The following is a 17,856-nucleotide window of genomic DNA, read 5'->3' on the forward strand; positions in this document are numbered from 1 at the left end:
AGCCCAATGAGCGATTATTACACACCGGTGGTATCTCACCGTTTTATGGCCAGTTTCGTTTTTAACGGCATTCCTAATCCCCTGGATATTCGTTTTCAGCGTATATCAGGCCTCGGTCGGGAACTCCAGGTTACCCAATACAGTGAAGGCGGAGAAAACGCCCGCAACAGTTTTTTAGCTGAAAAAATCCAGCATAGCACTCTTAGACTTGAACGTGGCGTGATGACTGTATCCCCGCTGACCATGATGTTTGATCGGGTTTTACGTGGGGAAAATGTTGTTTATGCCGATGTGGTGATTATGTTGCTAAACGAGAATTCGCTACCGCTATCCAGTTGGACACTGAGTAATGCGCTGCCAGTCAGCTGGCAAACCAGCGATTTTGACGCCAACAGTAACGCCATATTGGTTAACACCCTTGAATTACGCTATCAGGATATGCGTTGGCTGGGAGTCAAACTATGACAGTTGAAATCAGAGAGTTAGTTATTCAGGCCCGAGTCGTCTCTGACGCACAGCCGGGCTTTGTGGAGCCCCAAAATCGTTCGTTGATACAGGAAAGTCTGGATGACGCGGCATGGGTGGAAATAATTAAACGTGAAGTGCTGGCAGCATTGCGCGATGGGGAAGGGTGGCGTCCATGAGTCTGCTTGAACGAGGTTTAGCCAAACTGACTATCGATGCTTATAAGGATCGTGAAGGGAAGGTTAGGGCGGGAACTAGCCTACAGGCGATGTATAACCCGGCCACCTTGCATTTGGATTACCAAACTGACTATTTGCAATCTCAGGCCATTAATAACGAGAAACAGAGCAGCACTTATGTACAGGCAAAACCCGCTGGGTTATCACTTGAGCTGATTTTTGATGCGACTATGCCGGGTAATACCACCCCGATAGAAACCCAACTGATGCAGCTTAAACAGCTGTGTACGGTGGATGCAACCAGCAAAGAGACCCGCTTTTTGCAAATCAGATGGGGGAAAATGCGCTGGGAGAGCCGTGGCTATTTTGCCGGGCGGACCAAAGGTTTGTCGGTGAGCTATACCCTGTTTGATCGTGATGCGACACCCTTACGGGCGCAGGTTGTTTTGACGCTAGTGGCTGATGAAAGTTTGGTATTGCAAGAAACCGAACAAAGTCTGAAATCGCCAGCGAAAGTGGCGTTACGCGTGCAGGATGGAGTCTCTTTGGCGCTGATGGCGGTCAGCACGGCATCAACGCTGGCAGGCGGTATTGATTATCTGACTCTGGCCTGGCAAAACGGTTTGGATAACCTCAATGGCTTCGTGCCGGGAGAAATCTTGCAGGCAACCAGGGGGAATGACTTATGAGTCATCAACTCAAGATCACCGCAGATGGTAAGATGCTGTCCCTGCTGACCGCCGTTGATGTGGATACCTATCATCGGGTTAACAGCGTTGCTTCTGCAACCATTAAACTCAGCGTATTGGATCGGTCGTTATCCTCTTTCAGTCAACCTGATATTCAGAGAGAATTGGCCTACTGCCAGGTGGGGAAAACACTAAAGTTAGAATTGAACGCAGGTATCCAAAAATCAGTATTGTTTAATGGGGTGATTACCCGACAGACGCTGCGTATTAAAAATAAACAGTTACTGCTCACCTTGGTTATCAAACATCGACTACAACGGATGGTTGATACCCAGCATTCGCAGTTGTTCAGTGATAAAAGTGAGAAAACGATCTTAAATGCTTTATTAAATCAGGTGGGGGTTAAGGCCAGTTTCGGGCGTATAGCCGCATTGGATCAAAAGCATGAACAGATGGTGCAATTTCGCTGTTCGGACTGGTACTTTTTATTGTGTCGTCTTTCGGCAATTGGGGTATGGCTGCTACCTTCTCCTGAAGGTGCCAGTTTTGTACAAGCCGGAGCCCAGAGTGTGGCTAAAACTCATCTCTTAAAAAGCCGGGGAGATGAGAACCAAGATATCGTGGTGAAAGATGCTTACTGGCAGTTTGACAATCAACGTAATCCGCCCTCGTTAGAGATCAGCAGTTGGGACATCAGCAAGCAACAATCACAATCGAGTGGCCGTTATGGCCGTATTGCGACAGGTAAAGGTGCACTTTCACCCGATCGCTTAGCTTCGCTGAATAGCGAGAGCTGGGATATTCGCTACAGCAGTCCACTCACCACTCAGGAAAGTGGCTATTTGGCGCAAGGATTATTGCTCAATCAACGTATTGCCGGTGTGACAGGAGAGTTTTTGCTGGAAGGCAGTGCGCTCTATCAATTGGGGGATGGGATCCAACTGGTGGGGTTTGGCTCTCAAATCGATGGCACGGCAGTCATTACCGGCGTCCGTCAGCGTTTTAACCGGCAAATTGATTGGGAAACCACCCTGGAAATAGGGTTACAGGCAGAACACTTTCCCATAGTACCGCAAGCGCCAGAGCTACATATTGCCACCGTAGCGAAATACCAGCAGGACAGCGCGGTGCTAAATCGTATTCCCATTATTCTTTCGGCGTTAAATCGCCCTAATGAATTCTTGTGGGCTAGGTTGGGGAAACCTTACGCCAGTAGTGAAAGTGGTTTTTGCTTTTATCCTGAGCAAGGTGATGAAGTTATCATTGGTTTTTTTGAAAATGATCCACGCTACCCGGTTATTTTAGGTGTGATGCATAACCCTAAAAACAAAGCCCCTTTTGAGCCGACTCAAGATAATAGAGAAAAAACGCTGATAGTTAAATCCGGCGATATACGGCAACAGTTACTTATTGATAGCAAGGATAAAACCATCACAATCAAGGCAGGAGAAAACCAGATAACCCTGCAACAAGATAAAAGTATTGTTGTAGCAGCAGAAAAAGAGTTCACGTTAAAAGCACAGTCAATTACTACCACGGCAGATAAGTCACTGGCAATATCCGGGAAAAATAGCGTGGAAATTAAAGGCGCTAAAATTAACCTAACCCAGTAAAGGTGATAAATGGAAAATCAAATACTGACACAACTCTATGGCCGAGGTTGGGCGTTTCCCCCGCTATTTTCTCTGGATAAGGGGGTGGAGATGGCTGAAGGTGCAGAAGATGTTCGGCAAAGTTTGCAGATTCTCTTTCGTACCGAACAAGGAGAGCGTCTGATGCGTGAGGATTATGGCTGCGGATTGAATGACGTTATGTTTGAAAACATCCGCAATGAACTGATAGCCGAAATTGAGTCACGGATCCAGGACAGCGTGCTACGTTATGAACCCCGCGCGGATATGACGGATATTCAAGTCAGTCAGGCTCCCAATCAGAATAACACCTTGCAGGTTCGGGTTGCTTATCGCTTGCGGGGCAGTGAAATTAACCAGCAAATTCAGGGGACACTTGCCCTGAGTGAGGGACAAACTGCGGAGGTCGCATGAGCGAAACAATGGTTGTGGACGGTGATTTGCTGCAGTTTGATCCTCAATTTGGTGATCGTACGGTAACCGTTGTCAGTCCTGGAACAATAACGGGTACAGGCCACGCAATGGTCAAAGGAAAAAAATTGTGCATCTTGGGTGATGAGGGACGGGTGAGTATCCAGGCGACGTACTTCAGCGCAGCATTCCCTACTCCAGGAACCGGAACTATCAAGATCAGTATGTTGGATAGCAGTCAACAGGCTCTCAAGTCTACCAGTGGAGGCGTCTTAATTGTCAAAGGGCAGCAATTTACCGCAATGTTTACGATGGGGAACCCAGCCAAGAGCCCCAACCAGGTGCCAGATACGGTCCTGACGTCATTGGGGAAAGGACGCTTTATTACCCAACAAAGCTTTGCCACTGTGAACTAAGTTAATCGCCTGATTAAACGGCAATGCAAATGGAGTGAATAGTTATTTATTCGCTGAGGGTTCTCTGTGCTCGGAAAACACAGGTGATATTATGGAATTGATCGCGCTAAGCAATAAGTTGTCAGATTTAGTACCTGACTCTGATTTCAAATTAGATGACCGAAGTAGTTTAACATTGCTTGAGTTTATTAAAGAATATACACATAGAATTCCTTTTGATGATAAAGGTTTTTTTTGGGATGCGTTTTTCTTTATATTGGACAATGCTCCTGAAGAATTAGCGAAACTCTATCAGGCAGAAACGGCTGCTGATGGAACACACCCCCCTCATCAAGCTTTTATGTTGGCTATTTTGCAGATATTGGAAACGCCTAGAGCATTATTGAATTCGTTGCCGGCTGCTCACCGAAATCTTTATTACCGGGATTTATTAGGTTTATCTTCCCGGCCAGCCAATCCCGATCGGGTGGCGTTGTCTATTGCACTGAATCCCACAGTGAGTGCACAATTATTGGCTAAAGGCACCTTATTTGAGGCGGGTCAGGATGAGCTAGGCAATTCATTGCACTACGGATTAGATGCTAATCTATTGGCCAATAGCGGGTATCTCTGCGATCTGCGTTGGTTACGGCGAAATGAAACTCAAGGGTGGATAATTGCAGCGCCTTTGGATGTCCGAGAGCAGGTGGAGCTACCTGCTACCGGCATACGATTATTCAGTGAAACACCGGACGATCGGTCCGCAGACCGTGGCTTACTGCTCACGGCGGCATTGCTGGCGATGGAGGAGGGAAAAAGAAAGATTACGCTAACTTTTGCCCGGAACGTTGAGGTGTCTACATTCGCATCAATACACATTAGCAGCGGCGATCGTTGGTTAACCTTAACGCCAGAGGTGGTTTCAGCAACGGTCACTCTCACGCTTTCCGATCAGGATCCGGCCATTACTGCGCCAGATAATCTTGATAGTCTCGCATTTGCACAACCAATACTGCGCTTACAGGCAGCAGAAGGCCAACAACTGCCAATGGTAACGGCAGTCAAGGTTGAGCAACTTCCTGCAATTGACGCGGATAGTCAGCATGATGTGCACAGTGTAGCTGCGGTGGATGCCCCTTTCGATTCCTATTATTTAACCCCCTTTGGTTACAGCCGCAATGATGAGTTGGCGCTGGAGACGGGAGCTTCACTTTATTTAGGTTTTGCAGATGTTACACCTAGCCAAACATTATCATTGTATTGGAAATTAAAAACGCCTATTCAGCCTACCGTGGCTTGGTTTTATCTGAATAAGGATAATCAGTGGGCCGCGCTGGACGCCTGGGTGGATGATGAAACTCAAAACCTGTATCAGGATGGTCTCTGGAGTGTGGTGCTGCCCGCAGACGCGGCTAATCAAGCCGGTCAGATGCCGACGGGGCGTTATTGGTTAAAAGGGAGGGTTAGTATACCCGATCAGCAAGGTATCTGGAGAAATACTCCTTGGTTACAAGGCGTGATTTATAATGCAATGACGGCGACGTTAATTAACGCTGATGTCATCAGTGATAGCCATTTTTTACAAGCATTACCCGCTGAGACTATCCAGCGGCCCGTTGAACCTATCCCGGTGGTGTCTTCTGTCACTCAGCCTTGGTCATCTTGGGGGGGATGTATGGCTGAACTTTATTCTGAGTTCTTTACACGTGGGGCTCAACGCCTCTCACACCGCAACCGAGCACTAACCTGGGGCAATATGGCTACGTTGTTGAAGCAACGTTATGTCAGCATTTTCGATGTTAAATACCCCCGTCATGATGAATTAACCCGGGTTCCTGCGCTGGAACATCAACAACTGACGGTGATCCCCTCTAACCGTTATAACGACAGCGATGACCTTTTGCGTCCGCTGCTCAATCCGGCTCGTCTGGCGGAAATGGCCGACTGGTTGGAACAGCGGGACTCGCTCTGGGCCTCAATTATCGTGGCTAACCCGACCTATATTGATGTGCATATCGATTATCAACTGATTTTCAAATCAGGCGTTAACCCGGATTTCGGCTATCAACAACTCCGACAACGCCTGAGTGAGGTATATATGCCCTGGAGTGTCGATGAACAACGGTCGGTCATGATGAACAATAATATTGGCTATTTTCAGTTGCTGGCAACTATGCAGCAACATCCGTTAGTCGAAAGAGTGACCAGTCTGATACTACGTCGAGATGGTGTGGATGTTAGTAGCAATGACACAACTTCGGTGGAAGCAAAAGATAATGAAGTGCTGATACTGGTTTGGGCAGAAAATGAGTTGATGCAACGGCGAGGAGCAAAATATGAGTAATCCAGACACACTGTTTCACCTGGTAAAAGAGGATATTCATTTTGATACGTTGCTAAACCAGGCGCATCAGGTGGTAGAAAATCAGAGCGGAAAGCTATGGACGGACACTGCGGAGCATGATCCGGGCGTGACAATGTTGGAAGGGTTTAGTTACGGCGCCTCAGATTTAGCCTATCGTCATACGCTACCGCTGCAAGACCTCCTGACGCCTGCAGTATCTGAGCAGCGAGAGGGCGTTTTCCCCCGCGAATTTGGCCCGCACCGGGCACTGACCTGTGGCCCAATCACGGCTGATGATTATCGAAAAGCGTTACTGGATTTACACAGCAACGATTGGCCGGTAGAAAACGCCAGTGATGATGGCGATTTTTTATTCCGCAATGTGCAATGGGTACGTGAGCCGGAAAATGAGCGATATACCTATTGGTATGACGCAGAGAAAAGAGAATACAGCTTTATTGGCACTGATGATGCTACAAAGTTAACCCTGCGGGGGAATTACTGGCTCTATCTGGAGCCTACCCGGCAAACTCAGCGCGATCTTGCGGCGACGAAAGAACAGCTCAGTGTATTTTTGACGGAAAACCGTAATATTGGTGAATCCGTCAGCCAAATAATCTGGTTGGAACCGGTTGATTTTCCACTGTTACTGGATATTGAACTGGAAGACGATACGCAGAATATCGCCAGCATCTTTGCCAGCGTCTATAGCGCGGTAGAACAGTTTTTGATGCCTAGAGCGCTGCGTTACAGTACCGAATCATTGCAGCAGCAGGGCATGAATAACGATGATATTTTTGAAGGGCCGCAGTTGAAATACGGCTGGATACCGAAGCTCGCAGCCGATCGAGACTATACTCAGGGTGTTACGCTAAACCTGAGCCGGCTGGCTAATGTCTTGTTGGACATTGACGGCATCAAAAATATTACCCGCATGGGATTGGGGGGGGATTACGATAAAAATAAAATCACCCCGGTTGTGGATGATACCTGGTCATGGAAAATAGCTGCCGGAGGTTATCCACAACTGTGGGGCGCAGATCCTGTCCATCTATTGGCACAGCAAGACGGTCCGCTTCGGGTGATTGCAAAAGGGGGGATTAGCGTTACTGTCCGTGAACAGGATATTATTAACTGTCTCCCTCCGGTTGAAATGATCCAGAATGCGCCGGTTACCTTACATTACGGACAGCACCGTGATGTGGGCAGTTACCATCCGGTTAGTGATACTTTGCCCCCATGCTACGAATTACAGCATTCATTGCAGACATTGGCTGATCCAGATTGTTCACGGGTATTGGCGTTGCATCAGTTTATGCTGCCCTTTGAGCAACTATTAGCTAACGGTTGCCAGCAGTTGGCAATGTTGCCGCAGCTACTGGCTTTTCAACGTTCAGGAACCCAGGTATGGGGAACTCAGTGGCCATTTAAAGCAGGTTCTGTGAACGACGAAGCCCACCAAGTTTATGCCGCAGGGGTAAAAGAATGGCTGCGGGACATTGCGCAAGATACCGATCAGGAACTGAATATCATCAATTACCTGTTGGGTTATTTTGCTACGCAACGGGCACCCCACACGTTTACTACTGAAGCCAATGATTTTCTGGCGGTGCAGCAGGGCTATCTGGCGCAGCAAACGGAATTAACCTACCACCGCGATAATATTTGTATCGATCAAGTATCGCCGTTACAAAAGCGTATTGCTGCCCGAATGGGATTAGGGGGGGAGTTATTTAAACCACAGCCAGATTTAAGTCGGTTACCTTTTTATCTGATCGAACACCGCGCCTTGCTGCCGATAAAACCCAACGATCGGTTTGATGATGAGCAACAGCCAGACTCGGTACAGGTTCAAGATGATGAAAATGGACAGAGTCATCTGATAATTACCCAGACTGGCATTGGTGATAAGTTAACGCCTGGCCAAGTGGTTAATCTGGTTCTGTATGAGGGCGAGGCCGGTGAGAACAAGTTTATTTTACGTGGCCAAATGATCGTCAAAACTCAAGTGGACAGCGTTTGGTTGAATATGAGCAACAGCGCGCAGTTAGAATATAACTCAGCGCGGGTGATGAGCGCAGCAGAGGCTGGCAAGTTGCGCTGGCAAAATAGCCTGGTGTGGCTGGAAGATATGAGTTATCGCTTGGCTTATACCAGTGACCAGACTCAAGACGGAGTAAAACTGCCGGATAACCAGCGGCGGTTAACCCGAACAGCCCAGACGCCGTTCCCGGCCATGATTAGGGTGGGAACCGAAATTACGTTGACCAATAACCTTGGGTTGGTCAGCATTACCCGGGAAGTAACACCGGAGCTTTACGCGAAGGTCATCAGTTTTGATCGTATCCAAGGTACGCTGATTATTGAACGTTTGGAGACATCCACTCTGGATTTCCCGCTCCCTGGAGATGACTGGCGTTACAGTTGGTATTTCTCAGGCGATGAATATGAGCGTACCGACCGTTTCTCATTCGTGATTAGCGTAGTGGTCAACAGTGAGTTGATTACAATGCCAGGTGTCGATCCATATAAATTGGAAGAGTGGGTTAAAGATATTATCCTCACTGAGTTTCCTGCGCATATTTCTATGATCATCCATTGGATGGATAGCGATCAGTTTTTAAACTTTGGCAGCACTTATCAGCGTTGGAAAAATAATGGGAATCCATTAGGTGATGCTTCTTATTCTATTTTGGAAGCTTTGACGCTGGGAAGGTTACCATCAGGCCTTGCCGGTATTGGCACTATGCGAATAGCCACACCGGCTCAGGGCATTGAGGTTATCGGTAGCAGCGGAACCGAATGGAACACAGACAAGATAATCCAGAATGAATTATTCTATGTGCCAAAAGAAAGTTAACAATAAGCTCATCATTTAATTATATTCTATCAATCCTATTTATGGAGTTAATCATGAAAGAGACTCGTCGTTTAATTATTGGCAAAAAAAAGCAAACGTTAACTGGCCGGGCGGTAGTCGGGCCTGAAACGGATAGTTTAAAAGAAAGATTTAAAGAGGGCAGTATTCCGCTGCAAACGGATTTTGAAAAATTAATTGATATTGCAGATGTTGGTCGTAAAGCCGTTGGTCTGGCTCCCTGGCAAGAGGGAAAGCCTGGTGTAGGGTTACAACTGGGTAGTGGAGAGCGTTTGTCTGTGAAGCTCAACACCAACAGTGGATTAACAGTAACTGATGCTGGTGTATCGGTGGCGCTGAAAACAAATGGTGGCGTACTAGTTGATGCAAACGGTATCTCTGTAAAGCCAGGCAGAGGAATGGAAGTCACATCTGATGGCATTCGTATAAAAGATGAATTCGCTTTTCGTCCAGGGATGATTCTGATGTTTTCTGGCACGACTATGCCGACTGGATGGGCTTTATGTGATGGTACTGTGGGGAGGCCGGATTTACGGGATAGATTTATACTGGGTGCGACAACACTTACCGATAACAACCAAACTAATGGTAGCAAGGTGAATGCAAACAAGCAATTTTTGGTTAACTCAAACTCAATAGCACCTAGTGTTACCGTTAATGTTAATGGCCGAGCTCTAACGATAGCGCAGATACCGTCGCACACCCACCAAATTAAATCGGCGGGGAAAGAAGGGACTGGTGGGCAAGCTTTATACGAGAGGAATGGGCTCACGCCCAGTTTTAAGACGACGTTTACACAGGCAGTTGGCTCAGGGCTGGCGCATGATCATACCGCCACTGGGAGTCAGGTAAGTCATAATCACACTACCAATGTGGTTCCTCCATATTATATTCTCGCTTTTATCATCAAACTGTAATTTATTTTATTGTGTAGCATTAATTGAAACTAGCTAGCAAAAAATATAATTAATCTTGACGGAGAGCGCTAAAGACTAGCGCTCATCTATTAGTTATTTAATAGTTATTTTTCAGAGGATTACATGGTGAATCCTGGCTTATATGATAGTGGTTTTATTGGCAAAGTCACTATCGTCATTGAAGTGTCAGATTGTGATGGAAATAAAGTTATAGAAAAATGTTTATATTTATTTGAAAAAAAAATCATATCGAAAAAATTACAAGAGTTGATATTAAACCTGAATACGGATTTATCCCTAAGCCGTATTGTTCTGGACGTCGGAGTGATTGAGTATAATCTATTTGAAATCCAGATGGTGGATAAATTAACTTCCACATTGGAAAAAGCATTGTCGATTTATTATGGGACAATACCAAAATCCCCATTGGGAAAAACAGGCTCCTACCAAACCCGTAGATATGAACGCCCACTAATGGAAAATAGAATATCGGATCCGTCAGTGCAACCTGTAGCGGATATACCTCATGAAACAACTACTACTGGCGAACCGTCACTGATGGCCGCAGTGGAGCATTATTTACAGCAGGGAGTTTGGTCAACGCTATCAAATAACATCCCTCGCTTAAATAATAAAGAATCACCGTTTAATACGCAGGATCTCTGGTTGCAGATTCAGCGTCAACCCCAGCAATGGTTACCCATGCTGGCAAAGCACTGTTTACAACCACTAGGGCGGCGACGTTTGGCGGTAATTCTTACTCAGGCTGAACAGAAGGCGCTTTGCTGCTTATTGACTGAAAATAACCTGGGGTCATCCATAGCTATAGCAGAGCAACTTAATCATGTATCAATGGTCGCGTCTGCACACTTGACTACAGCGGCGGAGCACTATTTTAAAAAACCTGTCACGATACCCAAAGGAAGTAAACCGCCGGCATGGTCTGTTGCAAAAACCACTATTCAACCTGTAGGGAGAGATAGAATGCCAAAATTAGGATATACTTTGCCGGTAAGTAATGCGGGAAGTCTTATTTTTTGGCCTCTGTTGCCAACGTTGTTTAACATTTTTAGTTTGCTAGAAAAACAGGTGTTTATCAATCAGCAGACACAGGTAGACGCCGTATGTTTACTTGATTGGCTTGTCTGGGGGGATGACGATATATCTGATGAGCGGCTACCTCTAAATAAAGTGATATGCGGATTACCCGTTCATTTTGAAGCTGCGTGGTGTGCTCCGGAAGCGGAAAAAAAGGTCTTGATAAACGAATGGTTGGGAAAAACTCTAAAGCAATTCCCGGAATGGGAAAAAATGGGGAGTGCAGATATTCGTAAGCTATTTTTACAACGATCGGGGGAAATAAATTGGGGGGAGGTTGGGATAGCAATCCATGTTACTCCAGAAGCTTATGACGCACTGATTTATAACTGGCCATGGCCAATGAACATGGTCTGTTTTAACTGGCTACAGCAACCTTTGACTATTCGATGGTTATAGCCTGTAGAGATAACTATCACCGATGGCTAAAAGTATTTTCATATCCACAATCTTGTGGCCAATTTCTAAGATTTATAGTGATTGCCAATTTTTGGTGTTATTTTTATAGGTGTTAAAATAAATAGAGTAGCGATTGTAAAATGGGATTGTGTTCATCTCAAAGGAATTATTAAATTTCATTACTGTTGTAAGAGTAAAGTCATCAGAAAAAGCTTCGGGGTAACTTTTCATCATAAAATCTCCAATATCTAGAGGTTTGAAAAGCTAGAATATTCACTTAGTTTGAAACTATTTGTTAGAAAAAGACAGCGGTTAATTCTAACAGATGACGATATTATATAATAGGACTATCATGCTATTTAATAAATTCTATAAGTTGGAGTATTTTTATAAACGAGGGGAGTTATTAATTCAGTAAGTCAAGTAGCATGGAGGGTTTATTAGTTTTATCTTATTTTGAGAGGTTTAGTGAATGGTTGAGTTATCAAGCATCACAGCAGTAGATATATCATGATGTGACTACGATAATGCTCAATTTAACTTCAGTGTTATCTGGACTTAAGATTTATCCTGTTTTTTCACTGTAGGTGTGTTTTTGCTTAACATATTTGGCTGTTTTCAGTGATCATATTAATGACTTTTACTTTTTATTAATTAAAATAAATTGCTTAAAATGCAAGTTGCATTATTGGCAATGTGATTCTTTTGAAAAAAATTACTATAGTAAACCGCCTAAGATCACATCTGGATAGCTTAAAGTGGTTGGCAGTAAAACTCAACAGTAGAAGTGAGTGAACTGTAAATAAATATTAGGTCGAACTAAGACCTTTTTCATATTGCAATATTGATTTTTCACGTTGATAAAAAATATTTAATAAATAGCAAATATGAAAAAATACATTTTAATAAATACGTATAAAGCCAAGGAATAAACTTAATAAAAAAGGGGTTTATTATGTTCATTTCAAAGGAGTTTTTGAATTTCATGACTGTGGCAAGAGTTAAGTCATTAAATAAGGCTTCAATGGAGTTGTTTATTACACAATCACCAATATGTAGGAGCTTGAAAAAATTTGAGGGTTTATTAGGTGTGAAGTTATTCATCAGGAAGAAAAATGGATTGATATTAACTGAAGACGGCTTGCAGTTATATAATGATCTGATTGAAATCTACTTAAAATTAAATGAGTTAGAATGTTTTTATAAAAAAAATAGGGGTGTGAGGAGTGATTGAAAATACTGTATCACGCACATTGTATATTGAAAATAGATAAATATGGATTGAATTTGTTATGTTAGACTTGTATATTAAATGGCACCAGTTAATACTTTAATCCATATGGGTACTTTATTGCCTCTCTAAGCATAGTAGTTGCTCAGAGAGGTAAGGGCTAATATTTTTCGCGCCACTACACGACGGTTATATTACTGCCTTAGCTAACATTTCAATCGATGCTATATCCTTTAATTACAAATGGTCTTTTTGCTTGCTGTTATTTTTCTGTGCCAGATGGATAACTAATTGAAATGCAAGGTGTAGTACCAAGAAACTAGAAACAACAATCTATCCTAAGACATATCCCCAGCTTCAGCCGATATCCCTATCTTTAGTTTCGATAATATATCTGTCAAACTCTCCTCAAGCTGAAAAAGTTCCGATAATGAAAAAATGTTTTCAATGTTTGGAATTTTTAGTTCCATTTGAACTAATTTTAATTTTTCGGTATTTTAGTTTTTTTAAATTTAGATGTCGAATGCTTTTTATTTCTTTTATAATAAATGAAACTGTTCATGAATTAAGGGTTGCATGTCCTAGCAATCAGTATATACGTTGCAGAAAAAATTATTGCTTATAGTGCAAGTTGCTAATGATGCAAATTGCATCATCAGCGATGTACTTAGAGTTGGTTATTTGTAAAATTAATGATGATGTCTAGCTATATATGAAAATCAAATACAAAATGAGTTTTTTAAATTTTGGGGCGGTAGCGTTGTTCTTATATGAATTTTACATCAACAGTGACTTTATTTAATAAGCTCCATGGATCAAGTATTCAATATGTTGATTGCAGTGTAAAATCTCCGACTTTGGATGTGTGGATATTGAACGTGAAAATCTGACGCTGCGTAACTGACTAAAACGCCTCAATCGTGGCAGGTGATATGGCCAAAAAATATCAGGATTTCACCGGATGTTGATTTTGAAAAATTAGCGAAGCGGGCAAATATCACTGGCACCAATATCAGGAACATTGCCCTGCTAGCCTCCTTCTGAACAGCTGGAGCGAACAACGCATCACGCACAGTGATGGTGTGCAATTGCAATTAATGCAGAGGAATGAGTATGTCTAATGATCAAACGCTGGTCGACATGAATAACGCGATGGAGAAGATGCTGCGCGCTTATGTGAATGAGGCTGTGGCTATCCGCTTTGATTTACCGGATGTGCATGCCACAGTAAGCGTGTTTCTTTATGATATCCACGAAGATCTGCAACTGCGTACTGCAGAATCCCGCGGGTTTAATGCCGGCGCGGGTCGGTTGTCACCCGGTTGGGTCAATGTGAAGTGCAACTACCTCATTACCTATTGGGAATCAACTGGCCCTGCCACGGATGCCGGCAACCCGGACAGTCAGCCCGACAACCAGGTTATATCCGTTCTATAAAATTCGCCGCTTTATTTTCGCTTGTACAAAGTGTCTTTCAAAAATCAGTCTTGAATAAATCCTATCCTGAGGACAGTTTTATGCCTAACTACAGTGAGCCGATGAAAAAAGAAACACAATCAGAAAAAAACGTAAGAGGTAACACTAACCAGTTTCCACGGACCGCCAATGTTTTACCACCTGTTAGAGAGAGAGAGCGGCCGGCCACCCCTTGGCCGCGCTTAAATCCCTTCATGCGGATTTGGGATATTATATCAGGCCGAAAGTCTAAACGGTTACAATGTTTTACTAAAATGATAGGGGAGCTAGAGACTAAATGGCCTCCTGAACAAATCAATAAAGTCATTCATATGATATGGATTGGAACCGAAAAAATTAAAGAAGAAAACATTAAATTGTCTATCGAAACGGCGGAGAAAAACCCTGATTATAATACCACTATTATTTATGACAGTAGAATTAAAGGATATAGCGATGCTAAAGATTCTATGGCTAAAGAATTCGAAGGCAAGAACATTACGCTTATTGATTTAAAAAGTAAAAGCTACTTTCATGACATGAAGGAAGAGTCCTCTTTCAAATACTATGAAAATGCCATTTTGGATGGGAAGTATGCACAAGCCAGCGATCTTTTAAGATTGTTAGTTTTAAAATACGAAGGTGGGATTTATAAAGATATTGATGATAAGCAAGAGAAAGGCTTTGGGTCTCTGGCCTTTCCGAAGGGGATTGGCGTTAAGAAAGAATATACGAAGAACCTGGATAAAACCATAGCGTTCCCTAATACGCCAATCGCAGCAACAAAAGACAATCCGATAATTATCGGAACATTGGAAATGGCGGTGGAAAATTATCAGCGTGGAGAGACAGACATCTTTAAGCTGGCTGGACCTGATGTTTTTACTAAAGCAATCTATCAGATGATTCCAGAAATGCATCCTAGGGTTCTCAACCACCAAATGACGTATTTAGAACAGGAAAAAAAATGCGCGTGGAGAAATAGAAAAATTTTATTGACACCTGATGAAATAAAGAAAATTTCACACCCTTATGAAGCGATACGTGAGTTGTCCAAATATGTTACTAATGGCGGCGATAATTCCTGGAATACTCCCAGTACCAGTACGAAAGAGAACAAGTAGTCTGAGACATCCACAACTTTCGAACTAATCATCTTCAAACAAGCATTAACGGAATTTGTAAATAAACAAACCGCGCAGGGTTCGGGTGAGCCTGCTTATACGCTCTATCGGTCCGCGTTTAATTCCTTGCCAGAAAGCCAGAAGATTATTTTGCAGCAGGTGAATGGCTTAAAACACGCACTCTCCACATCCGAAAACGACCTACTGGTGCAAACTAAATATCAGTATGCGTAACTGACTGAAACGCCTTAATCGTAAGGCGTTGGGGTATTCAAAATCATCCGACATGCACGACAGGATCATCGGCTCTTTCATTGAACACGAGTATTACATTTGAAGCGTTGAATACACGATCAGTTTTAAGTGATTACAGCAGCCATTAACCATTCTCTGGTTATAACCTGTTGTTTTTAAATATGTTGATTGTTCTTGCTTACCGGCTTTCCGCCCCATTGGAAACCATTAGGTTTAACCTCTGCTAAAGAGTATCCCAGAATGAGTCAAAACATAAGTATATCTTCAATATTACAGTCAGGAGCCAGCCAACAATGCTGTGATAAATTATCTCTATTATTTAGTGAGTTGGAAAGGATAGATCTGATCCTGCAGTGTTATTATTATGCTTACAAGGGGCCACGCAATGGGCTGAATAATGAGTTTTTGTTAAGCGAATCAGAGGTATTGGCGCGAGTCAATCAGCCTCTTGGCAGACCCCATTGGGTGAAGGACGAACTGCTGATAAAACAGGCTCAAAACACTGAATCCCCAGAAGTCGCAGGAGGCCTCACGGAACTGGTTGATCGCTTTGAATTAACTGATTTTGAGCGAGATACTCTATTACTGGGTTTATTGCCTCATTTTGATAGCCGCTATTATGGTTTGTTTTCTTTACTTCAAGGTGAAAAACAAAGCCAGTTGCCCAGTTTTTCATTGGCATTAACGTTATTTTGCCGTTCAGAAATGGAAAAATGGGCACAGCAAGCCAGTTTTTTACATCGCTCACCCTTGCTTTGTTGTTTGCTACTCACGATTGAGGGTAATAAAGAAACCCAGGCGTGGAGTCAAACCCAGTTTATTACCGACAGTGGTGTTTATCATTTTTTACTCGGGCATCATTATCTGGCACCGGCACTGGCACAATGCGCTGAATGGCATAGGCTGCCAACACTTCCTGACTATCCGGAAAGTTTAAAACAGGTATTGGGGCCGGTACTTTTAACTGAGGATATTGAACCTCGCCCTGTGGTGTTACTACAAGGAGTGGAGGGCAATGCCAGAGCATATGCAGTGGCGAATATTTTTGCATCAGAAAATCGACAGACGTTGGTGGTCGATATTGGAAAGTTCGTCGAAAGCAATGACGATATAATATTGATGCAATTAAATTCCATATTACGAGAATCGCGTATGCGGGGGGCTGGCAGTATATTACGAAACATGAATTTATTGAAGGAGAAGAGTTCATCATTTCTCAATTACTTATCCGATTTATTAGCCCAGCCAGGATTGAGGGTTGTTTGTTTGGTTGAGCCACACTCACCGCCGCTACGGCTAAAAAAGGTGGCAACACTGTTGATAGATATGCCGGTCTTTACTCATGAGGACAAGGTTCAACTATTAATGACTCATTTACCAGAACACAGCTCGCCGGATATTGATCTGGTAAGTTTAAGTCAGCGCTATACCTTTAACCCGGAAAGTTTGCCGCTTATTTTGCAAGAAGCCGAGCTTTACCAACAGCAGCGAGATCCCTCAGATATGTTGCAGCAGTGTGACATTCGCAAAGCACTGAATTTACGCTCTCAGCAGAGTTTTGGCCAATTGGCTCAAAGAATTACACCGAAGCGTACTTTAAGCGATCTGTTGGTATCAGATAATATTATTCAACAATTGCAAGAAATCTTAACCGCAATTAAATATCGTGAAAAAGTATTCGCGTGTGGTTTCAAAGATAAGGTTGGCTACGGTACGGGAATTAGCGCCTTATTCTACGGTGATTCTGGAACGGGGAAAACCATGGCTGCTGAAGTACTTGCGAATGCTGTTGGGGTAGATCTAATTAAAGTAGACATCTCAACAGTGATCAGTAAATATATCGGTGAAACGGAGAAAAATCTTTCCCGTATTTTCGATTTGGCAGAACTGGATTCCGGGGTTTTATTTTTTGATGAAGCAGATGCACTATTCGGCAAACGCAGTGAAGTTAAAGATGCGCGCGACAGACATGCTAATATTGAAGTGTCATATTTATTACAGCGCTTGGAAAGCTATCCGGGATTGGTGATTTTATCTACCAACAATCGAAGTCATTTAGACAGTGCTTTCAATCGTCGCTTCACCTTTATTACACGATTTACTTATCCGGATGAAGCAGTGCGACATAAAATGTGGCAGGTAATATGGCCAAAAAATATCAGGATTGCACCGGATGTTGATTTTGAAAAATTAGCGAAACGGGCAAATATCACCGGCGCTAATATCAGGAACATTGCTCTGCTAGCCTCCTTCTTTGCCGGTGAAAATGAAAATCAGGAGATCATTGATAGCTATATTGAAACAGCGCTCGCTCGTGAATTAGCCAAAATGGGTCGACTAACACTGTAGGTTATATTTTCTAACAGATCCAAAGTCATCAAAATT

General features: G+C 43.4%; 14 protein-coding genes and 1 pseudogene. All 15 read left to right on the forward strand.

Annotation, left to right across the window (positions count from 1 at the left end):
- The first annotated feature begins 6 nt into the window (after positions 1 to 6).
- Complete coding sequence (locus Z042_RS13125; protein WP_024913628.1) at positions 7 to 465, forward strand: phage tail protein; 459 nt, start codon at positions 7 to 9, stop codon at positions 463 to 465.
- Positions 462 to 644, forward strand: coding sequence for a DUF5908 family protein (locus tag Z042_RS13130; RefSeq protein ID WP_024913627.1), 183 nt, complete (start codon positions 462 to 464; stop codon positions 642 to 644). Before Z042_RS13125 ends, Z042_RS13130 begins: the two co-directional genes overlap by 4 nt.
- Positions 641 to 1,333: a CIS tube protein gene (locus tag Z042_RS13135; RefSeq protein WP_024913626.1), complete on the forward strand. Its 693-nt coding sequence runs from the start codon at positions 641 to 643 to the stop codon at positions 1,331 to 1,333. The genes Z042_RS13130 and Z042_RS13135 overlap by 4 nt, the downstream gene beginning before the upstream one ends.
- Entirely contained in the window at positions 1,330 to 2,946 is a 1,617-nt protein-coding gene (locus tag Z042_RS13140) for a phage baseplate assembly protein V (protein ID WP_024913625.1), read from the forward strand. Before Z042_RS13135 ends, Z042_RS13140 begins: the two co-directional genes overlap by 4 nt.
- Before the next feature lie 9 nt (positions 2,947 to 2,955).
- Positions 2,956 to 3,378 carry a GPW/gp25 family protein gene (locus Z042_RS13145; RefSeq protein WP_024913624.1) on the forward strand — a complete coding sequence of 141 codons (423 nt, stop codon included), beginning with the start codon at positions 2,956 to 2,958 and terminating at the stop codon, positions 3,376 to 3,378.
- A complete protein-coding gene (locus Z042_RS13150) occupies positions 3,375 to 3,791 on the forward strand; it encodes a hypothetical protein (RefSeq protein ID WP_024913623.1) in 417 nt (138 codons plus the stop codon). Before Z042_RS13145 ends, Z042_RS13150 begins: the two co-directional genes overlap by 4 nt.
- Before the next feature lie 91 nt (positions 3,792 to 3,882).
- Positions 3,883 to 6,114, forward strand: coding sequence for a baseplate J/gp47 family protein (locus tag Z042_RS13155; RefSeq protein WP_024913622.1), 2,232 nt, complete (start codon positions 3,883 to 3,885; stop codon positions 6,112 to 6,114).
- On the forward strand, positions 6,107 to 8,974 hold the full coding sequence (locus Z042_RS13160) for a hypothetical protein (RefSeq protein ID WP_024913621.1): 2,868 nt from the start codon (positions 6,107 to 6,109) through the stop codon (positions 8,972 to 8,974). Before Z042_RS13155 ends, Z042_RS13160 begins: the two co-directional genes overlap by 8 nt.
- Before the next feature lie 53 nt (positions 8,975 to 9,027).
- Positions 9,028 to 9,909 carry a tail fiber protein gene (locus Z042_RS13165; RefSeq protein ID WP_024913620.1) on the forward strand — a complete coding sequence of 294 codons (882 nt, stop codon included), beginning with the start codon at positions 9,028 to 9,030 and terminating at the stop codon, positions 9,907 to 9,909.
- Between the two features lie 123 nt (positions 9,910 to 10,032).
- Positions 10,033 to 11,406, forward strand: a complete 1,374-nt coding sequence (locus Z042_RS13170; RefSeq protein ID WP_024913619.1) for a contractile injection system tape measure protein — start codon at positions 10,033 to 10,035, stop codon at positions 11,404 to 11,406.
- A gap of 985 nt (positions 11,407 to 12,391) precedes the next feature.
- Positions 12,392 to 12,640, forward strand: coding sequence for a LysR family transcriptional regulator (locus Z042_RS13175; RefSeq protein WP_206187725.1), 249 nt, complete (start codon positions 12,392 to 12,394; stop codon positions 12,638 to 12,640).
- A 1,110-nt stretch (positions 12,641 to 13,750) separates the two neighbouring features.
- Positions 13,751 to 14,074: a Pvc16 family protein gene (locus Z042_RS13180; RefSeq protein WP_024913617.1), complete on the forward strand. Its 324-nt coding sequence runs from the start codon at positions 13,751 to 13,753 to the stop codon at positions 14,072 to 14,074.
- A gap of 80 nt (positions 14,075 to 14,154) precedes the next feature.
- Complete coding sequence (locus Z042_RS13185) at positions 14,155 to 15,216, forward strand: TcdA/TcdB catalytic glycosyltransferase domain-containing protein (protein ID WP_024913616.1); 1,062 nt, start codon at positions 14,155 to 14,157, stop codon at positions 15,214 to 15,216.
- Between the two features lie 238 nt (positions 15,217 to 15,454).
- Positions 15,455 to 15,553 (forward strand): annotated as a pseudogene (locus Z042_RS25075) (IS1 family transposase); the annotation flags it as partial.
- 158 nt (positions 15,554 to 15,711) lie between these two features.
- Entirely contained in the window at positions 15,712 to 17,820 is a 2,109-nt protein-coding gene (locus Z042_RS13190) for an ATP-binding protein (protein WP_167336760.1), read from the forward strand.
- The last annotated feature ends 36 nt before the right edge of the window (positions 17,821 to 17,856 follow it).

Origin of the sequence: Chania multitudinisentens RB-25 (assembly GCF_000520015.2) — a bacterium.
GTDB classification, from domain to species: domain Bacteria; phylum Pseudomonadota; class Gammaproteobacteria; order Enterobacterales; family Enterobacteriaceae; genus Chania; species Chania multitudinisentens.